The following is a 24,297-nucleotide window of genomic DNA, read 5'->3' on the forward strand; positions in this document are numbered from 1 at the left end:
TTCCATGCCACTGCGCGGCACCACTGATGAATGAAAATAGGTCCCTCGGGTCGGGCCTCTTCTCCCAGATCCTGCAAGAAAGCTAATTCGTGCGAAGACAGTGTCTTCGTCACTCAGCACTCCAAGGCTCGCCCACTCACCGGTGCGGGACTTCCTTCAGCGGATAAGTATTCTTTGGAGACTGCCGCTTCGGCGAAAGTGTCCACCGGACACTTTCGTGCCAAACCTCTGGGTAGTACCTGATGTGAACCCGTGGCTCCGTTTCCCCGCACCGGCTTGTGGGCTTTTATCGCCTCTCCATGCGATGAGTTACTCCTGTGGGAGAAGATGCCTTCCTTTGAGGTCTACGGATTCTTTGAATGTTTCGGGGTGTTTTTCAGGGCAGACCTCACTGGGGTATTCTCATTGCAACTAAGGCCATAAGATTATGTTGAATAGAATGCTTGATTATATAATCTTGTTAGAGCAAATTTTGTGGGGATTCGATTTTGTTAATGGGGCATTTAAAGGTACAATATAGAAGGAAGGTCGCATTGGGTTGTAAAGAATTATCTATTAAAAGGAGCTGTCTAACTTTGTGGAGAATAAACAATCTCTAGGAAAATCCGGCGAAGAATTTGCGGCACGCTTATTAATAGAGTCTGGCTTGAAAATAGTTACTCGGAATTATCGCTGTCCAAAAGGGGAAATGGACATAATTGCACGTGATGGAGAAGTACTTGTGTTTATAGAGGTTCGCACCCGCCAGTCCTCCTATAGAGGTTGGGGAGAGGAGAGTATAACTCCTCAAAAATCCCATCGATTACAGGCCATTGCTTCTTATTATGTACTCCAAAAGGGCTATTCGAGCTGGCCTTGCCTAAGATTCGATGTCATTGCAATCCGCTGGATTAGGGAACAACCTGAAGTGAATTGGATCAAGGCAGCTTTATAAATACCAGCTTAACTCAGTGTCCAGCGCTGCAGACTAGTATTCGTTATGTTTTCTATATACTACATAGTTTTTTCACACAAATTTCAAGAATAAGTGGTAAACTTGAACGTAGACTCCACCGAAGTCTCGTTGCTCAATTTTAATTGAACTATAATCGGTCTCGCCAAAGGAGAGTTGGTAAATTGGATCCGATTTTGATCGTTGATGATGAAGAGAAAATTAGAAGCTTGGTAAGATTATATCTCGAACGAGAAGGTTTTTTAGTTGAGGAAGCGGAAGACGGCCGAGTTGCTTTGGAAAAGTTTCGGGCAGGTCAGTTTTCGTTATTAATCGTCGATCTTATGATGCCAGATATTGATGGCTGGCGTGTCTGTCGTGAAGTGCGAGAGAGTTCTGCCCTCCCAATTATTATGTTAACTGCTCGAGGAGAAGAGTTTGACCGAGTCCTAGGCCTTGAACTGGGCGCTGATGATTATTTGGTAAAACCATTTAGTACCAAGGAATTAGTCGCAAGAGTCAAAGCCCTCTTGCGAAGGTCCAGAGGGCAACTACAGACAGTGACTTCAGAAATAACTGCAGGGACACTCCGCATCGATAAAGAACGTCATAGGGTCAGTATCGGGGAGGATGTCATTAGTCTAACTCCGCTAGAATTTGATTTGCTCTATTTTTTGGCCAAGAATCGTGGAAGGGTTTTCTCTAGGGAACAGCTCATGGAAACCGTTTGGGGATATGACTTCTATGGAGATGCCCGTACGGTAGATACTCATGTGAAAAAGCTCCGTGAGAAATTGTCACACCCAAGTGTTAAAGGGATGTTGGTTACTGTATGGGGTGTAGGCTATAAATTTGATCCTGATCAGGTACATTAAATGGCTGCAAAAACAAGTCACGCTTGGTCAATTTCTATAAAACTATGGTTAGCGATGACATTACTAATTCTTGCGGTCTTGGGGGGATTAGGGTTCACGCTTACTTGGCTTTTTGGAGACTTTTATCTTCAACAAAAATTAAATACCCTTCGTTCTGAAGCAATCGAGATTTCAGCAAAACTTGCCGCTGTACCTAATTGGAGCTCAAGGTTAAGTTTACTCGAATCCCTGAAGTTAACTACGGGAACCCAATTAGTGTTATTAGATCCACAAGGTAATCTGATCGTTATGGCAGGCTCTATTAACAATGACAGTTCACATAATAGCATTCAATGGTATCCTGGGGGTTTTGTAGGAGATCCGATAAGCGGATTGTCACGAAACTTACGACCTTCGGATTTTTTTACCCAAGGGAATTTGGAACAGGTTCTGGCTGGTCAAACTATCTCAATTAAGGCAATGCCGATTAACGGCGGAGCACAAGCTATGTTGCTTGCTGCTACCCCGGTGGGGATAAACCCTGTCAAAGGAGTCGTGTTATTAGGTAGTTCTCCGATTCCAATCCAAGAGAGTATTGCGACATTTCGTCGCTTAATTCTCTATGCTTCGTTAATTGCCGTTTTCTTGGCCACGGTTATTAGTCTTATTTTTGCTCAGCATGTCACGCGTCCTCTAGGCCTAATGCAGCGAGGAGCGTCACGAATGGCCAAAGGGGATTTTCTGCCCATTCAAGGAGTCACAAGTGAAGATGAAATCGGGGAATTAGCTGAAGCATTAAATTCCATGGGTGAAAGTTTAAAAAACCATATGGCATGGCTTTCTCAAGAGAAAAACTTACTTCAAGGGATTGTTGAAAGTATTAGTGATGCAGTGGTTATGTTAAGTTGTGATGGCTCAATTCTTTATGCTAATGACTCTGCCAAGGCCCTGTGGCAAGAGGACGATATAGAAGATGCTGAACGTAAGACACAAATAGTGACTATTCTCAAAACTATGGCCAAACGGGAGGACCAAGTCGAAAATTTCGATACTGTCACGTTAGGAGTACAAGTATTACAAGTTGTTATGGCTCCAATGGAGGAGATTGAAGAGATCTGTGGACATGTAGCCGTTCTACGAGATGTCACCGCATCTTTGCGAGCAGAAAAAACACGCCGTGAGTTCTTGGCTAGTGTTACCCATGAACTTAGGACCCCTCTGCATCTAATCCAAGGGTATTTAGAGGCAATTCAAGACGAAGTGATACCCAAAGATCAGCAGGAAGAATATATCGATTTAGTCTTAGAAGAAGCTAAACGTCTGGCTCGCTTAGTGCAAAATCTACAGGAAATCAACTGGCTTGAGCGTGGACAGATTATACAACCAGTTGCTATTGATTTAGAGTCCTTTATGATAGATATTGAGCAACGCTTTCAAGGCAGAGCCCAGGAGTTAGGCGTCAATCTAGAAGTTTCGACGGGTTCAGGTCAATTGTGGGCGAACCCCGATCAGCTATTACAAGTGTTTATCAATCTTTTAGATAATGCTTTGAGCCATACCCCACGCGGGAAGACGGTTCGGGTTTTTATGGCAGAAGACCAAAATGATGTACGCCTGGTTGTCCAAGATGAAGGAGAAGGGATTCCTAAAGAAGCTTTACCTTATATTTTTGATCGCTTCTTCAGAGTAAATAAGGCACGGTCTCGAAAAGATGGAGGTATGGGTTTGGGACTCGCTATTGTTCGTCAAATTGTCGAGGCTCATGGAGGGTCAGTACGAGTAGAAAGCGACATGGGAAGGGGAACAACCTTTTCCATATGCCTTCCACGTTAGAGATTATCGCAGTGAACCTATTCAACGAAAGATAAAGACATGATAGGGGAACGTGGATATCGACACTGGTGTGTCAATATCCACGTCTTTGTCTTTTCTGCAACTATTTAAGAGACAAGTAATGAAAAAGTATTATGATATAGCCAATTATAGATAAATATGGGAGGGATTTAGAAAATTTACGCGAACATTTATCTATAAAGAGGTGATAGGATTGTATGCAGCAGTACATGGAATGACTGTCCTGGGCTTACAAGCTCATTTAATTCGAGTGGAAGTTGATGTTGCAAATGGTCTGCCTAGCTTTGAAATAGTAGGCCTTCCTAACACGGCTGTTAGGGAGGCGCGAGATCGAGTTCGTTCAGCAATACGAAACTCGGGTTATCAATTCCCTCTACAACGGGTCACTGTGAACTTGGCTCCCGCAGATTTGCGCAAAGAAGGCTCTGGCCTTGATCTACCAATTGCGATTGGGATATTAGCAGCCACAGATCAATGTATCTCTTCATCGCTGGGCAAGTATGTTTTTTCCGGTGAGCTTTCTTTAGAGGGAAGTCTCCGACCGGTACTGGGCGTGCTTACTATGGCCATAGCTCTAGATAAAGTAAACGACGAATCTGTTTTAGATGAGGGAGGGCGCATTGGTGAACCGTATTGCTTGATGGTTCCTTCAGATAATCTGGCAGAAGCTCGTTTGGTGACTAAGTTAGAAACGCATAGTTCGGCTGCTTTGGCACAAGTTGTCAAAGGGATAGAAATGGAAAGCTTTGAGGATCTTATACTATCTAGCACTACGCAGCCAGAATTATATAAAGAAGTCAATGTGGACTGGGCAGATGTTCACGGACAACAACATGTGAAAAGAGCTTTAGAAATAGCCGCCTCGGGCGGGCATAATGTAGTCTTGGTCGGACCGCCGGGATCTGGTAAAACCCTCTTGGCGAAAGCCTATTCAGGGATTCTTCCTCAACTAAGCGAGAAGGAAAGCATTGAGGTCACTCAGCTCTATAGTGTTTGCGGTTTGCTGAATTGTAATGGTTCTTTAGTTCAACATCGTCCGTTTAGAAGTCCTCATCATACGGTTACAAAGGCTGGAATAATCGGAGGAGGTAGGAATCTGCGCCCTGGAGAATTAAGCTTTGCTAATCATGGGGTACTGTTTTTAGATGAGCTCCCAGAGTTTTCCCGTGAAGTCTTAGAATGTCTACGGCAACCTTTGGAAGATCGAGAATTAACGATCACTAGGCAAGCAGGGAGTATTACCTATCCTGCCCATGTCAGTGTTATTGCCAGTATGAACCCTTGCCCTTGCGGTTATTATGGGGATCAAGGAAGAGTATGTCACTGTACCCCTATGCAAATCCAAAACTATCGGGGAAGAATCTCGGGGCCGCTCTTGGACCGCTTTGACATGCATGTGGAAGTGCCAAGGCTGAATTACTCTGAATTAAAGAATAAACCGGATAATGAGCCGTCTAGTGTCGTTAGGAAGCGAGTCATGGCAGCCCGTCAGAGACAATGGGCGCGTCTAGGGTCGGCCAAAACCAATGCAGAGATGACAGCAAAGGAAACCAAAGAATTTGGCAAATTGACTCCGAGTGGAGAGTCTCTCTTAGAAAAGATTTTTGACAGCCAGCATCTTAGTGCCCGCGCTCACGATCGGATTTTAAGGGTGGCTCGTACCATCGCTGACCTAGAAGGTTCCTCAGATATTCTTCCGGGGCATCTAGCTGAGGCAATTCAGTTTCGAGCTTTAGATAAACGGTTGCCAGCGGTCTCATTTTAGTAGAACCGACATGTATACTCTCTTCACTGGTTGTGGCTATATGCCTGACGTTTCATGCTATCAAGCATTCTATCGAGATTTTTATCAAGCTTCATGTCATACTCCTTTTTTTAATCTGATCTAATCCGGAAGCTTTCTTCTTGCTCCTTCCATCATGCGCTTCAGTGAGGCTTTCTCTATCAGGCACCGGTACTCCCCGATCGGAAGTAAGCATCGACTTCAGGTTGTCCGCACACTTCTAGGATTGGATGAATAGTTTAATATTGAAATAAGTATTCATATTATTAAAGGGGAGTGGGTTTATGGGTAAAAAACACAACGATCACCATGATAAACATCGTAGTAAAGAGAGTTGTTGTAACCAAAATGTTAACCAAAAGGTAGAAGTGAAAGTGGAAAGTGGTCAAGGTAATTCAGGGCCCCCTGCACAAGTTTTAACCCTCTTTTCGACTCAAGAAAACAATCGGGTTATTATACCAAGTAATGGCCTTACGGTACCTGTTTTAACCCTAGAGGTAATAACAACTGAGCAAAATCAACGGGTAAAGCTCGATGCTATGATCGAAACCATTATCCAAGTCGTTTCACCGAATGTATCCACTTACTCATTCGATCTACGAATGGATTTGCGTCGTTCGGCTACTATTCTAACGGATGAACGGGTACAAGGAATATATATTAGACCTGCCCCAAATCAACAGATTGAATATTCATGGCATCCAAACTTCACTTGGGTCGATGTTCCAGGACCGCCAGGAACTTATAGTTATTTTGTTGATGTTACCCAGATTGCGGGGTTAAATGAAACCTCTATTGTAGAAAGTCGTGCACTTGCAGCAATCGTTTTTCCGCCTGTCTAACCGTATAACTTTGGAGGCTCGTGTATGATTATAACTCGACTGTGCAGGTGTGCAGGGGTCTCACTCAAACTTAATTATGATAAGTTGGTAGGCACCGAGGCACCGGTGCCTGCCGTCATCCCAAGCTTTTGGCTTTTTACACCGTCGATGGACGGTTATTTTATTTTATACCTTCAACTCTTAGACATTATTAATCAATTAAAGTCGACGTTTAAACAAATTACACGTTATTTATGATTTAAAGGCGAAATATCGTGGAAAATTTTGCTTGGTAAAAGGAGGAAAACTAATTATTATGTAGAAGGAATTAATAAAATATAATTAATATTAAATAAAATTTACTAAAAGCAAGAATTAGAGCTTTTCTTTGAGGTGTAAGCAACAAGACTAAAAGAAAGGAATGAGTTTATGGCAAGTGAACGAGGGAAAAAATGTATTGAGAGTATTTCGAGGTTTTACATATGCCAGCAAAAACTTATACATAAGCCTAAGTTCCTTCCAAAGTCCAAACTAGCTTTAATTAACTTTCCAAATGTGTATAGAAATATTCCCTATGATTCCAATCTTTGCAGAGAGAACCATGGGACTTGTGGTAAAGTTAATGCCTATGCTTATGGTCAAGGAATAGTTATTCTTGAGGAAGCAAAAAAACGGACACTGCTCGCGAAATGTCAGCGGGTATTTAAGGATTCTCATCATAGTTGCCTTTTCACTGATCTAGAGGGGCAGATTCTTGGTGCCAATACAGCCGCATTAGAGACTTATGGTTATACACAGAAAAAACTGTGTGGGATGAAAATTTATGATCTTAGCCCTATGGAATCTAAGGATTTAGTCAACAAGCAATTGCAAGAAGCTTATAGTTCAGGAATAACCTACGAGACCAACCATGTAAGGAATAATGGTGAGTGCTTTCCAGTCGAAGTAAACTCTTTCAGGATAGAAACTTTGTTGGTTAGTATCATTCAAGATATTACACAACGTAAGCACTTAGAAAGGGAGTTCGTAAACTCTGAAGCTATTAAGGTCATTGGAAAGGTCGCGTCTGGGCTTGCTCATGAAGTTCGAAACGGTATCACGAGTGTGCATGGGTTTATCCAACTTGTTGCCAGTGGGATACTCAGCCAAGATAGGTTTGCCAAAAATTCCGAAGTAATGCTTCTGGAACTTAATCATGTCGATAGGATTATTAGTGAGCTGTTATTACTTGCAAGTAATCGAAGCGCTTGAACTTAGAGATAAAGAACCTAAATCAAATAATACTAGCGATGATTCCTTCTTTAGAGGATATTGCTAAGTCTCAAGGTAAAACAATAGACATTCAACTTGAAGAGATTCCAGACCTACTTTTAGACGAGGATGAAATCAATTATTTGATCCGTAGTTTAGTGAATAATGCCCTCGACTCCATGGTCAAAGGTGGCAAAGCTTCGATAATAACTCATAAGGAAGAAAAGACACTTTCATTATCAATTCATGATAACGGTTCAGGAATAGAACCTGAAATTTTAAACCAACTGGGAACCCCATTTTTAACAACTAAGGATTCAGGTATTGGTCTTAGCTTCGTTATTTGCAAAAGTATCGTAATGCGGCATAATGCTACGCTCAAGGTTGAAAGTAGTCACTTAGGAACAATAGTTCAAATTAAATTTGATATATAATCGCAGGAGACATAATTAACAATCCATGAGCCAAAGGTATAAATCTAGTAAAATACGGAGAAATACCAGAAAAATGTCATAATAATGGCATTTTCTTTTGGTATCATTCTTATTAGAGAGTGAGTGAAGCTTGTTAGTGACTTATCTCAATTAGATGTGAAAGGGGAAGAAACTGATGCAAGGAAGAATTAAACCACCTCAAACTGCAACTGTCGAAGGTACTCACCTGCACAATTTCATGTTTCGTATTAACAGTGTCGAAAGAATGGAACTGGTAGACAAAGTGAAATATCTCGGTCATGAGCTAAAGGAGTTAATAATTTTTATAGCGCTTTCAACGTTACTGCTCTTAGGCATCAGTTTACTGCCTAAATCGCCGAATTAATTCTGGATACACCGGTAATGATCCTATTACTACTTATATAGAGAATTAACTAAGGGCTGGAAGCATAGCGTTCTGGCCTCGTTTTTGTTCGATATTCTCTATACGGTGGAAAGTTTGTTAATGGATTGCCAATAAAATGCAAAATGTACAAATACAAAATAATAATCCAGAAAGGAGGATTATTATATATTACTATCAAATTAAGAACTTTGTAAGCAAATGGTTATCACCACCTAAGTTCCATGATTCATCGGTACTAAATCCAGCCTTAAGGAAGTGTTTTATGGAGAACATAAGGGAAAATCCGGTGAATTATATAGTCGGCGGTGTCATTATTGTCGCTGGACTTGTTATTGCAGAAAGGGTTAATTACCTGCTTTTTCATTCATTAGCGGAATTATTTAGTATTGTTATCGCTGTTACCCTTTTCCTGATTATGTGGAATTCCAAGAAGTATATGCAGAACAAAGCTTTGGTCTTTATTAGCATTGCCTACCTTTTTATTGGGATTATCGATCTATTGCATGTCCTTTCCTATCAGGGAATGTCTATTTTTGTAGACTACGACTTTCATGCAAATCAGCTGTGGATTTCCGCTCGATATATGGAAAGCCTAAGCCTCCTAATTGCCTTTGCCTGGCCCGAACGGGTCAATCACATCATCCGCGGGGTGGGAACTCTAGGGATAGTGTCAATATATACCCTGATAACAATGTTTCTAGTGGTCTCAATCTTTGTCTGGCATACCTTCCCGGTTTGTTTTATTGAAAACCAGGGGCAAACAGCCTTTAAGATCATCAGTGAATACATCATCTGCTTTATTTTAGTGTTTGGAATATTATTCCTCTGGAAAAACAGAAGGGATTTTGAAGAAAAAATCTATACACTGTTGATTGCGTCAATGATCTTTACGATCCTTCAGGAGTTGTCTTTTACACTGTATACAGATAACTATGGTATTCTAAATATGGTTGGACATTTTTTTAAGATCTTATCCTTCTACCTCATGTACCGGGCCATTGTGAAGACAGGAATTGAAGAACCCTATAACCTTATCTTTCGTGAACTGAGCCTTAATGAAATAGAACTTAAAGAGGCTAAAAATGTGGCGGAAGCGGCCAATAATATGAAAAGTAGTTTTTTGGCAAACATGTCCCATGAAATTCGTACACCTCTTAATTCTATTCTTGGATTTGCTAACCTCTTGCTTGAAGAAGAGAAGGATAAGAAAAAGCTGGAGAAGCTCGAGATTATAACAAATGCTGGCAGCCATCTGCTGAGTTTAGTCAATAATATCCTGGAGTTTTCCAAGATCGAGGCAGGCAAGATAGAAATCGAACAAAGCAGTTTTTCTATACGCAAAATGCTAGAAGACCTAAAGAGAATGTTTATCCTTGAAGCCCAAGAGCGTAACCTATCCTGGGAGGTGCAAACTCATCCGTCAGTTCCGGAAATTATTATTGGGGATGAACATCGGATCATGCAGGTACTAGTCAATCTTACTGGGAATGCTTTCAAATTTACCGAGTTTGGTGGAGTAAGCATTCGGGTATCCTACCTGAACGGACAGCTTGAGATCATTGTAAGGGATACTGGTATAGGGATCCCCGAGGAGAAAAGGGCAGCCATTTTCTCAGCTTTTGAGCAGGTAGATACTTCCCATGCGAGAAAATATGGTGGAACTGGTCTAGGACTTTCCATCACTCAGAATCTGTTAAACTTGATGGGGGGGACTATTAGGGTTGGAAGTTTTGTAAGCGGTTCTGAATTCCTCGTATCCTTGCCAGTCCAACCGGGGGAAGTACACTTATTTGATCGGTTAGAGCCGGCTTTGTCTGATTCCCAGCCGAATTACCGTGATAGGGTTGTGTTTTTGGTGGTTGACAGGAACGAATCTATCAATATGGAAGAGATCATGGGAATCGTTAAGATAAGTTCGTTTGATGGGGTTAGTATAAAAGTGCTGCCTTATGATGCTAAGATTATGGACCGAATTCTCAAAGGAAGTGTTGACTTAATCCTGCTTTATGAGACGACTAGAAGCAGCAAGATGGAGGTTTTAGCTCAGGATCTAAGACAGGATTTTCGGACTGCGTTTCTTCCAGTTATTCACCTGAAGGAATGCAGCGAGGATCGGATCAGCTTCCAGTCGGATTCGAATGCCCTAAAATACGTAAAGGAATCACAGGAAGCCGATTATTACGAGTTTATACAACGAATTATCCAAGATCGAGAGGCTGTCGGAGCAGCCATGATTGAACGGTGGCTGAAAAAAGCAGAATCCGAAATGGGAACGAATCAGATCCTATTGGACTGCTTGAAGGATATTGTAGTTAGAGTAGAGACCTTAGAGAATGCTCTAGTTGATCAGGCAATGGAAGATATCCTGCAGCTGACTCATTCTCTTAAAGGAAGTACAGGTACCTTACGAATGAGTGAGATTTATCTAAAAATTACCGAAATGGAAGTGGAACTAAGAAAAAATCCACCTGATTTGGGGAAGGTCAAAAAGGATTTCTCCTCAATAAAGGAAATGTTAGCCTTGATTCCCAAAAACTATTTCCCTTCGGAACCTCTTCAAATAGAAAAACTGAAGTATGCGAAAAGTAAATCGATGGTCTTAGTGGTTGACGATAACCTAGAGAACCGGATATTGATTGGCAATATTCTAAGCCGGCTGAATCTTATGTATAAAAATGCTGAAAATGGTGAAATAGCGCTGAAAATGCTACAAGCGGAACGATTTAGCGTGGTCTTATTAGATTCTCAAATGCCGGTAATGGATGGTATTACGACACTCAAACATATCCGTGCAGATTCAGCTCTAAAAGATACTCACGTGATCATGCAAACTGCCAGTGCGTTTAAAGAAGACATCCAAGAATTTTTTCGGGCAGGGTGCGACGATTATATTTCGAAACCCGTTAATATAGAAGTCCTTCAAAGAAAGCTTTCCGAATTCACTGCTCGCCAAGAATAGAGTAATAGCCCTAAAAATGGACGCCTTTTATGTTAACTGACGGTAAAAGGTGTCCTTATTTTATTACTGCAAAAGGTTTTAACCAAAAGAACAGATATAACAGCTTTATGTTTTGTATGGAATTTTTAAGTTATTTTGCAGGAAATAAAGAGAAGAGAGGGAATATATTATAACCATGTACGAGGAAATTTATCAAATCTTTGTGGCAGTAAAAATGAGCGTCGTCAGTGAACAACGTTATTGGCCCCTGATTAAAGGAGATAGGTTTAATGAAGATCGGAGAAACTAATCCCTTCTTACAAAATAGCTGCGAAGAAAAACCAATTAAGCTTCTTATTGCAGAGGATGATGTGGTTATACGCAAGGTGTTGGAACACTTTTCAGTTCGAAAAGGCTGGAGTGTTATTGTGGCGGAAAACGGGCAAGCAGCGATCGACGCTTATCAGAAACAGGAATTTGATGTCATCATTATGGATTGTCAGATGCCAATATTAGATGGTTACAAAGCAGCAGGTACTATAAGACGATTTGAAGGACAGAAAATGAAGCGTACTCCAATTATTGCATTAACGGCCAACGCTTTAAATTCTGCAAGACAAACATGCCTTGATGCAGGAATGGACGATTACTTAACAAAACCAGTCGAAACACAGGCATTTTATGCAATTGTCGATAAATGGACAAAAACATTGGGAGAATGATGGGGTGACTCCTTCTATGGTAAACGTCGTTACAGAACATAGTCGTATAGACAATTCTTTGTTAGAAGCCAAGAGCCATGAAATTCGTACTTATATGACTAGAATCATCAGTATGACTGATTTAACCCTTATGACTGAGGTAACAGAAGAACAACGGGACTATCTAACTACCGTGAAATCATCAACTAAATTATTGTTGAAAGTATTAACGGATATTATAGATTATTCTAAAATTCAAGCAGGAAAGGTCGATTTGGAACAACGTCCTTTTGATATTCGTCAGATAGTTCATGAAGTGATTGATTTATTTAACACCGCTGCCCAACAAAAAAACATAGAGATTAGACTAAAAGATTTTAATAATGAAATTCCCAAAAATGTCATAGGAGATTCGCTAAGAATTAAACAGGTACTTTCAAATTTAGTGGGAAATAGTGTAAGGTTCACGAATCAAGGTGGAGTAGCAATAGAAGTTGACCTTGAAGAGCTGAATGAACGTTGGATGGAAATTAGATTTATTGTGTCTGATACTGGCATCGGCATTCCTGAAGACAAGCTATCCAAGCTAATCAAGGGATTTCGTGAGGCAGATTCTCTCATAAAGGAGTTCGGAGGCACGGGTTTAATAATTACGAAGGAACTGGTTAGATTGATGGATGGGGAATTATATGTTGATAGCAGAGAAGGAATAGGAAGCAAATTCTATTTTACGGCAGTATTTGGTGTTTAGGAGAGGGGGGCTTTATCATCGAAATTAAAATCTTGGTAGCAGAAGATGATCCCAGTATCCAACAATTTCTATATATCTTATTAACCCGGGAAGGGTATAGTGTAAAGGTTGTTGGGCAGGGTACAGAAGTTATCAATGAGTGGCGTAATTTTAAGCCCAATCTGCTTCTGCTTGATATCATGATGCCTGGAATGGACGGATTTGAGGTTTGCCGCATAATACGCAGGGAAAGTAATCTGCCTATTATCATTTTAACGGCTAAGGAAGACAATGAGGATAAGATTTCTGGACTCATTTTAGGCTGCGATGATTATATCACTAAACCTTTTGACAGCACAGAACTCGTCTTACGCATTAAGGCAGTGTTACGTCGGGTTAAAGAGGTCCCCCGGAAAAATGAAAAAAATATAGTAAAGCTTCCGGGGCTTATTATTAATAATGACAACCGAATGACTGAAGTTCAAGGGAAAGAGATAGATTTAACCCCTAAAGAATTTTCTCTTTTATGGCTTCTCTGCAACCGTCCGGATCAGGTCTTTACTAGAGAACAACTTCTGAATCAAATATGGGACTCAGACTATTATGGAAGTGCTTCCGTGGTCACTTCCCTAGTAAAGCGTCTCAGAGAAAAGATTGAGCCAGATATCTCTAATCCTTATTACATTAAGACAGTACACGGGGTAGGATACAAACTGGGGGTTAGACCTGATTAGTGGCTAATCTCTAGTTTAACCATGTGAATAGAATAGATTTTAAATAAAAGAAAAATGTCATAATAATGGCATTTTTCTTTGTTATTATCCTTACATAGGAAAGGACCTGCGCGGTTGAACTTATAAAAGGAGGAGATCAATTTGTCATTTCGATTACCGAAATTACCCTATGCCTACGATGCGCTAGAACCTTATTGTGATGAAGCAACTGTTAGGCTTCATCACGATGTCCATCATAAGTCCTACGTGGACGGTCTCAATAAAGTCGAAGAACAACTTGCGAAAGCTAGAGAAGAAGGAAATTTTGCTCTTATCAAGCATTGGGAGCACGAATTGGCTTTTCATGGATCAGGGCACTTACTGCATACACTTTTTTGGGAGAATATGCGTCCTGGCGGTGGTGGAACTGCTCAAGGAATATTAGCGGAACGTATCAATAAGGATTTCGGCTCCTTTGAAGATTTTAAGAAACACTTTACTGCTGCAGCTGTTGCTGTAGAAGGATCTGGGTGGACCTTATTAGTATGGAGTCCATTTTTTAAACAATTAGAGATTCTACAAGCAGAAAATCATCAAAATCTTGCCCAATGGGGAGTAATTCCACTCTTAACCATTGATGTTTGGGAACACGCTTATTACCTAAACTATCAAAACAGGCGAGCAGAATGGGTTGAGGCGTGGTGGAACTTAGTAAACTGGGAAGATGTTCTCATACGGTTTGGAGATGTCATGGGCCTGAAGGACGTTAAGTAAAGCGACAATCTGATTACTGACAAATTAATTGTCTATAGGAGAATCTATAATTTTTTAATGAAGGCGAGTCTTGTACTCGTCTTTTTACTTTAAAAAGTTTAGATTATTCTAAAAAGTATTGTTGTTTAAGAAGGAAAACGTGACATTAGATAGAATATTCTATCTAATGAGCAAGGGAGTGACTCTTGTGTGACAATAAGGCTTCCTCCTCGAAGCTTATTTACTCTGGTAGTGAGTATATAGACAGAGATGAACTTATAGTTTATTTTAAATGGTCCGTTTAGACATGTAATTTGAGGAAATCTATATTTTTAGATGGGAGTTAATGAAGATGACAACCAACAAAGTAATTGATTGGCTCTTACAAGGGGATGTTGTGATACAATATCAGACACACCGGGATCTTCTGAAATCGGACACAAAGGTAGTAAAAGCTCTGAAGGATCGCATTCAATTTGAAGGTTGGGGAAAACAATTCCTAAATGGTCGTTACATCAAAATTCATACCGGAAAGGGATTTTATCACCCTAAAAGTACAAATACCCATTATATTCTCTTGGATCTAAAAAACATGGGGATATCAAAAAATATAAGAGTTATTGAGGATACTCTTGGGGCAATTTTTAGAAATGAAAAGGGTTCAGATGGAGGAATAAATCCATCTAGCTTTATAGCGGAAAGTGATGTTTGCATTAATGGGATGGTTCTAAACTATGCTTCTTATTTTGGAGTGAGAGAAAACTATTTACAATCAATTGTTGATTTTATTTTGCTGCAACACATGAATGACGGTGGCTTTAATTGTAGATTAAACAGAAAAGGAGCAAAACATAGTTCTTTGCATTCTACAATATCAGTTATCGAAGGGATTTTGGAGTATTCTAAGAAGGGATACAAGTATCGCTTATCTGAATTACGGGAAGTTGAGAATCAATCCAGAGAATTCATTTTGCAGCATAAGCTATTCAAATCGGATAGAACAGGGGAAATTATAGATACCAGAATGCTTATGTTGTCCTATCCCATGAGGTGGCGTTATGATGTGCTTAGGGCTCTTGATTATTTCCAAAGTGCTGAAGTTCCTTATGATTTAAGAATGAGTGAAGCGATTGATGTAATAAAGAAACATCAAAGCGCAGATGGCACTTGGTCTATGCAAGTCAGACAAGCAGGGGAGGTCTTTTTTGAAATTGAGGAGGTAGGTAAACCAAGTAGGTGGAATACACTTAGGGCGTTACGAGCCCTAAAATACTATAATCATGAAAGCTAAATTAAATATCACTGGTTAGGTCACTATTTGTCAAAGGCCTAATCAGTGTTGGCATAATCTATCATTAAAGAGCGCATTCTAAGGAATAAACAAATGAGGTGATAGAAAATGTCGTTGATTCCCAATGAACCATACCGGATGCTGGATCCCTTTTGGCATGAAATGGATCGTATTCTAAAGCATGGGAAAGATAATCTTACAGATGGATATCGTATAGATATTGAAGAAACCCAGAATAAAGTACTGGTCATTGCGGAGATTCCAGGTATAGAAAAGCCTGAGGATCTTAGAATAACACTGGATGAAAATCGACTGATGATTCAAGGTGAAATTCGTAGAGTGGTTCATGAAGACGAAGGTGAAAGCATTTCTCGGCACTCGGAACGATATTTTGGCAGGTTTTCACGATTACTAACCCTACCAGCCCAGGTAAAGACCGATGGGGCTCACGCAAGTTACAAAAATGGGCTATTAAAACTTAGCTTTTTAAAAGATGAACATCCTGCAGCACGACATATTGAAGTTAATTTTAACTAAGGTAAGCTAACTGAACGAAGTAATTAGCAATGGGGTTGTTGAAATCTTCAACAACCCATTTTTACTGTTCCTCATACTTTAAATAAAGGAGCCGAGCATTTTGCTCGGCTCTAGAGATGTTATCAAGTAAAATTCGTGTTGTTGGGCAGATTTCTTTCAGCTAATTCAATAGCCATTTTCACCATATTACCGCAGTTACGGGAAGAAACTCCTCCAAAGCCTTCTTGGTGAAGGGTTCCGGCAAAACCTAACTCTTGAGCAATTTGTTCTTTCAATGCGTCAGACATAATGCTACTACGTCGTCTTGACATATGGAATCCTCCTTTCAAAGTTGGGGTTAGTTTCTTTCAACACTTTATGATGAAACTAAAGTTAGTATAGCTTTATTGTCAAAACAATATGTAAACAAAATTATGGCTTTAATGGTAATGAAGAAATAAGTATTGATGACTTTGTCTTATGGTCTTTCATTGGCTTTTTAGAAGAAAAGGGATATAATGTGAGAAAAAATAGCAATGGGGTGACCTTTTTGCCATTATTATTTGGAACTGCAGGTGTTCCTATTTCCTCAAAGGATCGATCCAGTGAGGGAGGGGTACGTCGTATTCGAGAGTTAGATCTGGGGGCCTTAGAATTAGAATTTGTCCAGGGAGTGCGAATGGGAGAAGAGAAAGCGAAGAAGGTTGGTGCCGTTGCCCAAGAGGATAATGTCGCCTTGAGTTGTCATGCCCCCTACTATATCAATCTAAACTCTCGTGAGCCGGAGAAAATTACGGCAAGCCGAGATCGGATATTACATACCTCAAGACTTTCTAAAATCCTAGGTGTCCGAAGCGTGATTTTTCATCCGGCCTTTAATCACGATGACCCATCAAACGTGGTCTTAGAGCGAGTGGTTCGAGAACTTTCTCTTGTGCGTGATACCCTCGATGCCGAAGAGAATCATGTTGTACTTCGTCCGGAAACGACTGGGAAAGGGACTCAGTTCGGAGACCTAGCTGAAACTATACGGATCTCTAAAGAGGTTCCGGGAGTTCTACCCTGTATTGACTTTAGCCATCTTCATGCCCGAACTAATGGAAGGTATAATTCCTATGACGAGTTTTGTGAGATCCTAGATCTAACTGCCGAGGAACTTGGGGATCGATGGGTGAAAAATGTGCATTTTCATATATCTGGGATTGAATATGGATTAAAGGGCGAAAAACGACATCTTGTTTTAAAAGAATCTGACTTGCGTTATGAAGAGCTAATGAAAGCCTGTCATAGCTTCGGAGTGGAAGGATTGGCGATTTGTGAAAGTCCAAACTTAGAAGACGATGCTCTACTCCTTCAGCGGACTTATTTGGCACTCGCTAAATAACCATATATGCTCACTAGTCATCAATAAATACTTAATTAAGGCCTTAATGTTCTAACATTTTAAGAAGTTTGAGGTTGGATTAGTACGGAGGATGAGGGAGAGGCTCCCGCAGGGGTAGTAAAAGACAGAAAGAAGGCGAAAATAGAGATGAATTACACTCCAGCTCATGAGGTAGCGCTTGAAAAGTTTCGTGCTTGTTCCTTAGAGGATATGGCGCGTTGTTCTGGTTATTCTATTGAAGGGAATGCCCTGGTTCTTGAATTTTTGGGCCAGCATTTTAAGGTGGACTATCCCAGCGGACAGTTTGTGCCTATGCAGGCTTCAGACGGAGAGCTGCCCCTTGCCGCGCAAATATTGATTCTCCATTATGTTACAAATCTTAGTCAACCTTTAGAAGCGGGGAAGCTTATCTCCTACAAAGAATTACCGGGTGGAGCCATCTATATCAAACCCTTTACTGGTCGTGCTATTGATCCCTTAGTACGGACGTTTGGTTCAGATCCAGATAGCCTCTTGGAAGTAGTGACACGTTTAGGGGGACAAACTAATGGGCTTGGTGATGTAGGGGTTACATATAGGGTGTTTCCGAGAATTCCGGTGGCCTTGATTCTTTGGAGAGCAGATGATGAATTCCCAGCGTCTGGTAATATTCTGTTCGATGCTTCTGCCCCCTTAATTTTACCAACAGAGGATTTTGCAGTCTTAGCAAGTATGGTTGTTTTTGGACTTAAACGGATCAAAGCAACGTTATAGGGAAAAATGTATGAAGAAGGTTAACACGGAAGGCGCCTCCATGCCAAATAGTTAGTTTGCTTTATGCTACCAGTTATTAACCTCGCAGGTCAATGAATGGGAATCCGCCATAGGTGCTTATTAGCATTAATGAGTTTAATGCGATCTAACCTTTGTCTATCATAAGACAAAGGTTTTTTGAACGTATCAACCAAATTATCAAGGCTCTGCTTTTTCAAGTTAGGTTGCATTAATACATCCTTTGCTGATCACACTAAAGTCGAGGAGGAATGTTATATGCATACGTTATGGAAAGGCTCCATTAGTTTCGGTTTAGTTAATGTTCCTGTAAAAATGCATGCGGCCACAGAAACACAGGAATTTAAGTTTAATTATCTTCATAAAGACTGCAAGAATCGTATTCGATCAATCAAAAAATGTCCTACTTGCGATTTAGAGGTTGGCACTAATGATTTAGTAAAGGGATTTGAGTATGAAAAAGATCGATATGTTGTTTTAAGTGAGGACGATCTAGCTTCATTAGAACAACCAATGAGCCGTTCCATTGATATTCTTGATTTTATAAATTTAACGGATATTGATCCGATTTATTATCAAAAGTCCTATTATTTATCTCCAGAAGAAACTGCCATGAAAGCCTATCGATTGCTTTGTCAGTCTATGGAAGAGAGTGGTAAAGTCGCCTTAGCACGAGTTACAATGCGTTCGAAACAGCACTTGGCTTGTCTGCGTGTTTTTGAAAAAGGTTTAGTAATGGAAACTATGTATTACCCAAAGGAAATCCGCCATATGGATGTGGTTTGGGATCATCTAGTTCCAACAGAGGCAGAATTGACCATGGCTCGACAATTAATTGAAAATTTAGCTCGCCCCTTTGAACCTGAAAAATATCACGATGAATTACGTGAACACATGGCCCAGTTAATAGAAAGCAAAGTAGCAGGAGAAACCTATCAAGTGGAAACCCCCGTCAAAGGTGGAAAAGTAGTGGATCTTATGGAAGCATTGCGTGCTAGTATTGCCTTGACAGAAAACGAAAAAGGACAATTAATGGACGGTAAAGAGGATGGATCAAGTAAACCAATCAAATCTGTAAAACGAATTAGAGCAGATAAGCCAGTTGAGGTCGCAGAAGCTGGAGAATCTGTCAAGAGAGCAGACAAAGTCCAAACGTCAGACACTGAGAAAACAACCATTCTCGAAGATAAACCAGTAGTCAAACCGAAGTCTACGTTAACTCCGCGTAAACGGACAACCCGTCGTGCGAAGGAAGCGTAGCACCTATTCTGCCCAAAGCGTCATGTTTAATAACAATGATTCTGCCTAGATAATTACATTACTTTGCATAAACCCTTAAGAAGCGACAATATTCTGCGCAGGAGAAGGACCCATTTGTCCCGAAAAGGAGGGCTAAGGAGGGTCACTAGCATGGGTATAGAACAGGAAAAGATAATTCGAGCGGCATTTCGAACAATTTCGAAGGTAGGAAGTCAGAGATTACGTTTGCTTATAGCTTATTTTGGTAGTGCTCTTAAAGCCTGGGAGGCTCCAGCAAGTAAATATCTTGAAATTCCTTATCAGGAACGTTGGATTAAGGAGCTAATAACGGCAAGACAGTCAATTGATCCCGAGAGAATTACAGAAAGGTTAATAAAACAAGGGATCCAAATTATAACCCCGGAGGAGATCGATTATCCCCACTTACTAGCAGAGTTATCCGATGCTCCACCACTTCTTTATTATCGTGGGCAATTAAAAGGGAATATTCAGGCACTAGCGATTGTGGGCTCACGGAAAGCGACAGCTTATGGTAAAGCAGTCGCTAAGATGCTTGCCCGAGACGCTGCAGCAAAAGAAATTGTTATTACCAGCGGTCTTGCTCGAGGAATTGATACGGCAGCCCATCAAGGAGCAATTGATGCTGGAGGGGTTACGTGGGCTTTCCTGGGATGCGGGCTTGATCAAATATATCCACGAGAAAATCAGAGACTGGCTGAAACTATTATAGAAAGGGGCGCCTTGATTTCTGAATTTGCCCCAGGCTCTCCACCGAATGCAGCGCATTTTCCAGCACGTAATCGATTGATCAGCGGGTGTTCTCGTGGGGTTGTGGTCGTGGAAGCAGCAGAACGAAGTGGAGCTTTGATCACAGTTGATTTTGCCTTAGAACAAGGGCGAGAAGTATTTGCTGTTCCAGGACCGATTTTTAGCGAGGTTAGTAAAGGGTCTCATAATTTGCTGCGCCAAGGAGCAAAGATTGTGGAAGGAATCGACGATATTTGCAAGGAATTACCTGCATGGTCCAACTATGTGGGACATATTTCGTTGCGCAAAGAAGCTTTAGCAAGTGACATTGAGAGTTCTAATGGTGTAAAAGACTATGACATTATCCTAGGTTTGTTAAGTGATGTTCCTTTACATATTGACAAAATTACAATAAACTCAAATCTTCCAGTATCAGCCGTTTCGCTGGGCTTATTAGAGCTCCAACTAGCCGGAAAAGTCATACAATTGCCAGGTCAACACTATGTATTAGCACGAGAACGCTAGACATACTACGAAAAAGGCGTTAAGATAGGGCTTAGTTTTACCAATTGTTAACCATAGTACTGAGATTAAACGAATCTGGATATAAGTTAAAGTATATGGAGTGAAAAATAATAATTGTTTTCTGTAAAGAAAACCATCGAGTTCGATCCTGGCGCACCGCGCTTCGAACCTCGAGTAGTTTATTGAGGTGAAATAATGTCAAAAACGCTTGTTATTGTGGAGTCCCCTGCCAAGGCAAAATCCATCAGCAAATTTTTAGGCAGTCGTTATACTGTTAAAGCCTCCATGGGGCATTTGCGTGATTTACCGAAAAGCCAGTTGGGTGTGGACTTAGAAAACGACTTTGAACCAAAATATATCGCTATACGCGGACGGGGAGACCTGATTAAAGAACTTCGTGCAGCCGCTAAAGGAGCGGATAAGGTCTTCTTAGCGTCTGACCCTGACCGTGAGGGAGAAGCTATTGCTTGGCATCTTTCACATCTGTTAGGACTTAACAAAGGGGACAAAAATCGGATTGAGTTCCATGAGATTACGAAACAAGCCATACAAAACGCGATAAAGCATTCCCGGCAGATAGACCAAGATCGAGTGGACGCTCAACAAGCCCGTAGAGTATTTGATCGCTTAGTGGGCTACCAACTAAGCCCTTTGCTTTGGCGGAAGATCAAAAAAGGCTTAAGTGCCGGGCGTGTACAATCTGTGGCGGTCCGTTTAGTGGATGATCGAGAAGAAGAAATTCGTGCCTTTGTATCGGAAGAATACTGGAGTTTGATGGCTAGTCTCCAATCAGCTGGAGGAAAGTTTCAAGCGAAGCTGTTAAAGAAGTCAGGGAAAAAGATCTCCATCTCCAGCAAAGCTGAAATGGAGACGATTTTAGCGGATTTAACGGGGAAGGAATTTCAAGTTTCCGATGTTCGAACCAAAGAAAAGAAACGACTTCCGGCGCCACCCTTTACAACAAGCAGTCTACAGCAGGAAGCTCATCGAAAGCTGAGTTTTTCCCCAAAGCGTACAATGATGTTAGCTCAGCAATTGTATGAGGGTCTTGACCTGGGCAAAGAAGGTACGGTTGGTTTAATTACATACATGCGTACAGACTCTGTTAAGATTGCTGAAGTTGCGCAAGAGGAGGCTAAGCAATGGATTCTCACCAATTATGGGAACGATTATTATCCTCCAGAACCGCGTCAATTTGCCAATAAGGGGCGGGCACAAGAAGCCCATGAAGCGATTCGTCCCACTCTGCCTTTGCGCACTCCAGATTTTTTGAAAGGGATTTTGTCCCGGGATCAATTGCGATTATACCGCTTGATCTGGGAGCGCTTTATGGCAAGTCAGATGAGTGTGGCCTTGGTAGATACCTTGACGGTGGAAACACTTGTGGAAGAATACTTGTTTCGTGCCAATGCATCGAAGGTCCGTTTTCCTGGATTTTTAGCGATCTATGAGGAAGGAAAAGATGAGGTTGAGACAGTTGAGGAGGAACAAAATTCTTTAACACTTTCAGTTTCACCTGGAGAGAAGCTAAACCTGATTAAACTTCAAGAGAAACAGCATTTTACCGAACCACCACCGCGTTATACAGAAGCCTCTCTCGTGCGCAAGATGGAAGAGGAAGGAATCGGTAGACCGAGTACTTATGCTCCAACCATTGAGACTATTCAAACCAGGGGCTATGTTGTTAAAGATGAGAAACAGCTCATTATTACGGAACTTGGAGATATCGTAATAACCTTATTAAAGGAACATTTTCCGGATATTCTAAATTTGGAGTTCACAGCTAATTTGGAAGAGAAGCTGGATCTAATCGAAGAAGGAAAAGCGCCTTGGAAAGCTGTGATAGAAGAATACTACACCCCCTTTTCCGTGGCCTTGGCTGAGGCCGAAGAGAAGATTGGAAAGGTGAAGATAGAAGATCAAGTCTCAGAAGAGATTTGTGAGAATTGTGGCCGAAATATGGTGATCAAGATGGGTCGCTACGGCAAATTCTTAGCGTGTCCAGGTTTTCCTGAGTGTCGAAATACCAAGCCACTCTTTGAAGAAGTGGGTGCAAATTGCCCAACCTGTACTAAACCTCTTGTAGTTCGTCGCTCCAAGAAAGGACGAAAGTTTTATGGATGCCTTGGCTATCCGGACTGTGATTTTGTATCGTGGGAAATGCCTGCCCCTGACCCTTGCCCAGAGTGCCAGCATTTGATGGTCATTAAATCAACAAAACGGCAAAAGAAGCATGTTTGCACTAACCCAGAATGTCGGCATACAATCGTGCTTGAAGAAACCAATTGAAGAAGGTATAGGAGCGAATAAACACATGGAACAGTCTATAACTGTGATCGGCGCAGGTCTCGCAGGGTCGGAGGCTGCTTGGCAGCTGGCCGAACGTGGTGTCAAGGTGGATCTCTTTGAAATGCGTCCGACCAAAACGACCCCTGCTCATCAAACGGATCTATTTGCAGAACTAGTCTGCAGCAATTCCCTTCGGGGAGCTGCTGTAGAGAATGCCGTAGGGTTATTAAAAGAAGAAATGCGCCGCTTAGGGTCCTTAATTATGAGTGCGGCGGATCATAACGCGGTTCCCGCTGGCGGTGCTTTAGCTGTCGATCGGGAACTGTTTTCGAGTGAAATTACAACCCGGCTAGCGGAACATCCCAACGTTTGTATTCATCGTGAGGAAGTGCGAAGGGTTCCCCAGACAGGAATAACTGTCGTTGCCAGCGGGCCCTTGACCTCAGATGATTTAGCAGCTGATATACTGAAGCTGACTGGCGAACAAGCTTTATCCTTCTACGATGCGGCAGCTCCCATCGTTACTCTGGAATCCATCGATTTAGACAAAGCTTTTTGGGCTTCGCGATATGATAAAGGAGAAGCGGATTACTTAAATTGTCCGATGTCTAGGGAAGAGTACGACTCCTTTCACAAAGCATTAGTAGAGGCAGAGATGGCTGAAGTCCAGGGATTTGAACAAGGTAAGGTCTTTGAAGGCTGCCTCCCTGTGGAAGTGATGGCCAAGCGTGGACCCCAGACACTGACCTTTGGTCCACTGAAGCCGGTAGGTTTGGTTGATCCAAGAACGGGCATTAGGTCTTATGCTGTTGTACAGCTTCGTAAAGAAAATCAAGCTGGAACCTTGTTTAATATAGTAGGGTTTCAAACTCATTTAAAATGGGGAGAACAAAAGCGTGTATTTTCATTAATACCGGGTCTAGAGAAGGCTGAGTTCGTACGTTATGGCGTCATGCACCGCAATACCTTCCTCAATGCCCCGAAAGTGCTAAACGCGGATTTTAGTCTGCGTTCTAAACCAGGCCTTTTCTTTGCCGGTCAAATGACTGGAGTCGAAGGATATGTAGAATCTGCTGCCAGCGGCTTTCTAGCAGGCCTTAATGCTTGGCGAAGGCTTAATCAGATGGATACCTTAGTATTTCCGCCTGAAACGACCTTAGGTGGACTAGCGCGCCATTTAGAGGGATCCCCTAGTCAAAGTTTCCAGCCAATGAATATTAACTTTGGGCTATTGCCCCCTTTGGATCAGCGTATACGGGACAAGCGTGAAAAGAATACTAAAATTTCGGAAAGGGCTTTAGCAAGTTTGAAGGAGTTCTGTGCGCGAGAGGATATAGGGAGGTAA

Annotated in this window: 24 protein-coding genes; 22 read left to right on the plus strand and 2 right to left on the minus strand. The window is 41.4% G+C overall.

Annotation, left to right across the window (positions count from 1 at the left end; all coding sequences use genetic code 11):
• Positions 1–113: 113 nt before the first annotated feature.
• Positions 114–272 (minus strand): hypothetical protein, encoded by a 159-nt coding sequence (locus HGJ98_RS17690; RefSeq protein WP_291353009.1) that lies wholly within the window; start codon positions 270–272, stop codon positions 114–116.
• A gap of 305 nt (positions 273–577) precedes the next feature.
• Here HGJ98_RS17690 and HGJ98_RS17695 point away from each other — a divergent pair, with 305 nt between their 5' ends.
• The 16 genes from HGJ98_RS17695 (at position 578) to HGJ98_RS17770 (ending at position 15,997) form a co-directional block, all read left to right on the plus strand.
• On the plus strand, positions 578–934 hold the full coding sequence (locus tag HGJ98_RS17695; RefSeq protein ID WP_291353010.1) for a YraN family protein: 357 nt from the start codon (positions 578–580) through the stop codon (positions 932–934).
• Positions 935–1,116: 182 nt separating this feature from the next.
• On the plus strand, positions 1,117–1,806 hold the full coding sequence (locus tag HGJ98_RS17700; RefSeq protein ID WP_291353011.1) for a response regulator transcription factor: 690 nt from the start codon (positions 1,117–1,119) through the stop codon (positions 1,804–1,806).
• Positions 1,807–3,618 (plus strand): ATP-binding protein, encoded by a 1,812-nt coding sequence (locus HGJ98_RS17705; RefSeq protein WP_291353012.1) that lies wholly within the window; start codon positions 1,807–1,809, stop codon positions 3,616–3,618.
• A gap of 214 nt (positions 3,619–3,832) precedes the next feature.
• On the plus strand, positions 3,833–5,404 hold the full coding sequence (locus tag HGJ98_RS17710; RefSeq protein WP_291353013.1) for a YifB family Mg chelatase-like AAA ATPase: 1,572 nt from the start codon (positions 3,833–3,835) through the stop codon (positions 5,402–5,404).
• Between the two features lie 302 nt (positions 5,405–5,706).
• Positions 5,707–6,264, plus strand: a complete 558-nt coding sequence (locus HGJ98_RS17715) for a hypothetical protein (protein WP_291353014.1) — start codon at positions 5,707–5,709, stop codon at positions 6,262–6,264.
• A gap of 24 nt (positions 6,265–6,288) precedes the next feature.
• The gene (locus HGJ98_RS17720) at positions 6,289–6,501 is read left to right on the plus strand and encodes a hypothetical protein (RefSeq protein WP_291353015.1); all 213 of its coding nucleotides are present in this window, start codon (positions 6,289–6,291) and stop codon (positions 6,499–6,501) included.
• 171 nt (positions 6,502–6,672) lie between these two features.
• Positions 6,673–7,494: a PAS domain S-box protein gene (locus HGJ98_RS17725; RefSeq protein WP_291353016.1), complete on the plus strand. Its 822-nt coding sequence runs from the start codon at positions 6,673–6,675 to the stop codon at positions 7,492–7,494.
• Positions 7,491–7,928 carry an ATP-binding protein gene (locus HGJ98_RS17730; RefSeq protein ID WP_291353017.1) on the plus strand — a complete coding sequence of 146 codons (438 nt, stop codon included), beginning with the start codon at positions 7,491–7,493 and terminating at the stop codon, positions 7,926–7,928. The genes HGJ98_RS17725 and HGJ98_RS17730 overlap by 4 nt, the downstream gene beginning before the upstream one ends.
• 175 nt (positions 7,929–8,103) lie before the next feature.
• Positions 8,104–8,313, plus strand: a complete 210-nt coding sequence (locus tag HGJ98_RS17735) for a hypothetical protein (protein ID WP_291353018.1) — start codon at positions 8,104–8,106, stop codon at positions 8,311–8,313.
• Positions 8,314–8,596: 283 nt separating this feature from the next.
• Positions 8,597–11,293, plus strand: coding sequence for an MASE3 domain-containing protein (locus HGJ98_RS17740; protein ID WP_291353019.1), 2,697 nt, complete (start codon positions 8,597–8,599; stop codon positions 11,291–11,293).
• A gap of 269 nt (positions 11,294–11,562) precedes the next feature.
• Positions 11,563–11,994 (plus strand): response regulator, encoded by a 432-nt coding sequence (locus HGJ98_RS17745; RefSeq protein ID WP_291353020.1) that lies wholly within the window; start codon positions 11,563–11,565, stop codon positions 11,992–11,994.
• Between the two features lie 16 nt (positions 11,995–12,010).
• Positions 12,011–12,724, plus strand: coding sequence for an ATP-binding protein (locus HGJ98_RS17750; RefSeq protein WP_291353021.1), 714 nt, complete (start codon positions 12,011–12,013; stop codon positions 12,722–12,724).
• Between the two features lie 17 nt (positions 12,725–12,741).
• Positions 12,742–13,437, plus strand: coding sequence for a response regulator transcription factor (locus HGJ98_RS17755; protein WP_291353135.1), 696 nt, complete (start codon positions 12,742–12,744; stop codon positions 13,435–13,437).
• Positions 13,438–13,578: 141 nt separating this feature from the next.
• A complete protein-coding gene (locus HGJ98_RS17760; RefSeq protein ID WP_291353022.1) occupies positions 13,579–14,190 on the plus strand; it encodes a superoxide dismutase in 612 nt (203 codons plus the stop codon).
• A 331-nt stretch (positions 14,191–14,521) separates the two neighbouring features.
• Positions 14,522–15,460: a hypothetical protein gene (locus HGJ98_RS17765; protein ID WP_291353023.1), complete on the plus strand. Its 939-nt coding sequence runs from the start codon at positions 14,522–14,524 to the stop codon at positions 15,458–15,460.
• A gap of 108 nt (positions 15,461–15,568) precedes the next feature.
• A complete protein-coding gene (locus HGJ98_RS17770; protein ID WP_291353024.1) occupies positions 15,569–15,997 on the plus strand; it encodes an Hsp20/alpha crystallin family protein in 429 nt (142 codons plus the stop codon).
• Positions 15,998–16,119: 122 nt separating this feature from the next.
• On the opposite strand, the gene HGJ98_RS17775 is transcribed toward HGJ98_RS17770, so the two are convergent.
• The gene (locus HGJ98_RS17775) at positions 16,120–16,308 is read right to left on the minus strand and encodes a protein sspF (RefSeq protein WP_291353025.1); all 189 of its coding nucleotides are present in this window, start codon (positions 16,306–16,308) and stop codon (positions 16,120–16,122) included.
• 218 nt (positions 16,309–16,526) lie between these two features.
• On the opposite strand from HGJ98_RS17775, the gene HGJ98_RS17780 reads away from it, so the two are divergent.
• The 6 genes from HGJ98_RS17780 to trmFO all read left to right on the plus strand — a co-directional run bounded on the left by HGJ98_RS17780 (position 16,527) and on the right by trmFO (position 24,297).
• Complete coding sequence (locus tag HGJ98_RS17780) at positions 16,527–17,360, plus strand: TIM barrel protein (RefSeq protein ID WP_291353026.1); 834 nt, start codon at positions 16,527–16,529, stop codon at positions 17,358–17,360.
• Between the two features lie 147 nt (positions 17,361–17,507).
• Complete coding sequence (locus HGJ98_RS17785) at positions 17,508–18,113, plus strand: DUF3786 domain-containing protein (RefSeq protein ID WP_291353027.1); 606 nt, start codon at positions 17,508–17,510, stop codon at positions 18,111–18,113.
• Between the two features lie 276 nt (positions 18,114–18,389).
• On the plus strand, positions 18,390–19,391 hold the full coding sequence (locus HGJ98_RS17790; protein WP_291353028.1) for a Ku protein: 1,002 nt from the start codon (positions 18,390–18,392) through the stop codon (positions 19,389–19,391).
• 150 nt (positions 19,392–19,541) lie between these two features.
• Positions 19,542–20,663 carry a DNA-processing protein DprA gene (dprA, locus tag HGJ98_RS17795; RefSeq protein WP_291353029.1) on the plus strand — a complete coding sequence of 374 codons (1,122 nt, stop codon included), beginning with the start codon at positions 19,542–19,544 and terminating at the stop codon, positions 20,661–20,663.
• Positions 20,664–20,858: 195 nt separating this feature from the next.
• Positions 20,859–22,952, plus strand: coding sequence for a type I DNA topoisomerase (topA, locus tag HGJ98_RS17800; RefSeq protein ID WP_291353030.1), 2,094 nt, complete (start codon positions 20,859–20,861; stop codon positions 22,950–22,952).
• Between the two features lie 25 nt (positions 22,953–22,977).
• Positions 22,978–24,297: a methylenetetrahydrofolate--tRNA-(uracil(54)-C(5))-methyltransferase (FADH(2)-oxidizing) TrmFO gene (gene trmFO, locus HGJ98_RS17805; RefSeq protein ID WP_291353031.1), complete on the plus strand. Its 1,320-nt coding sequence runs from the start codon at positions 22,978–22,980 to the stop codon at positions 24,295–24,297.

Source organism: Desulfosporosinus sp., assembly GCF_014237355.1.
Taxonomy (GTDB): domain Bacteria; phylum Bacillota; class Desulfitobacteriia; order Desulfitobacteriales; family Desulfitobacteriaceae; genus Desulfosporosinus.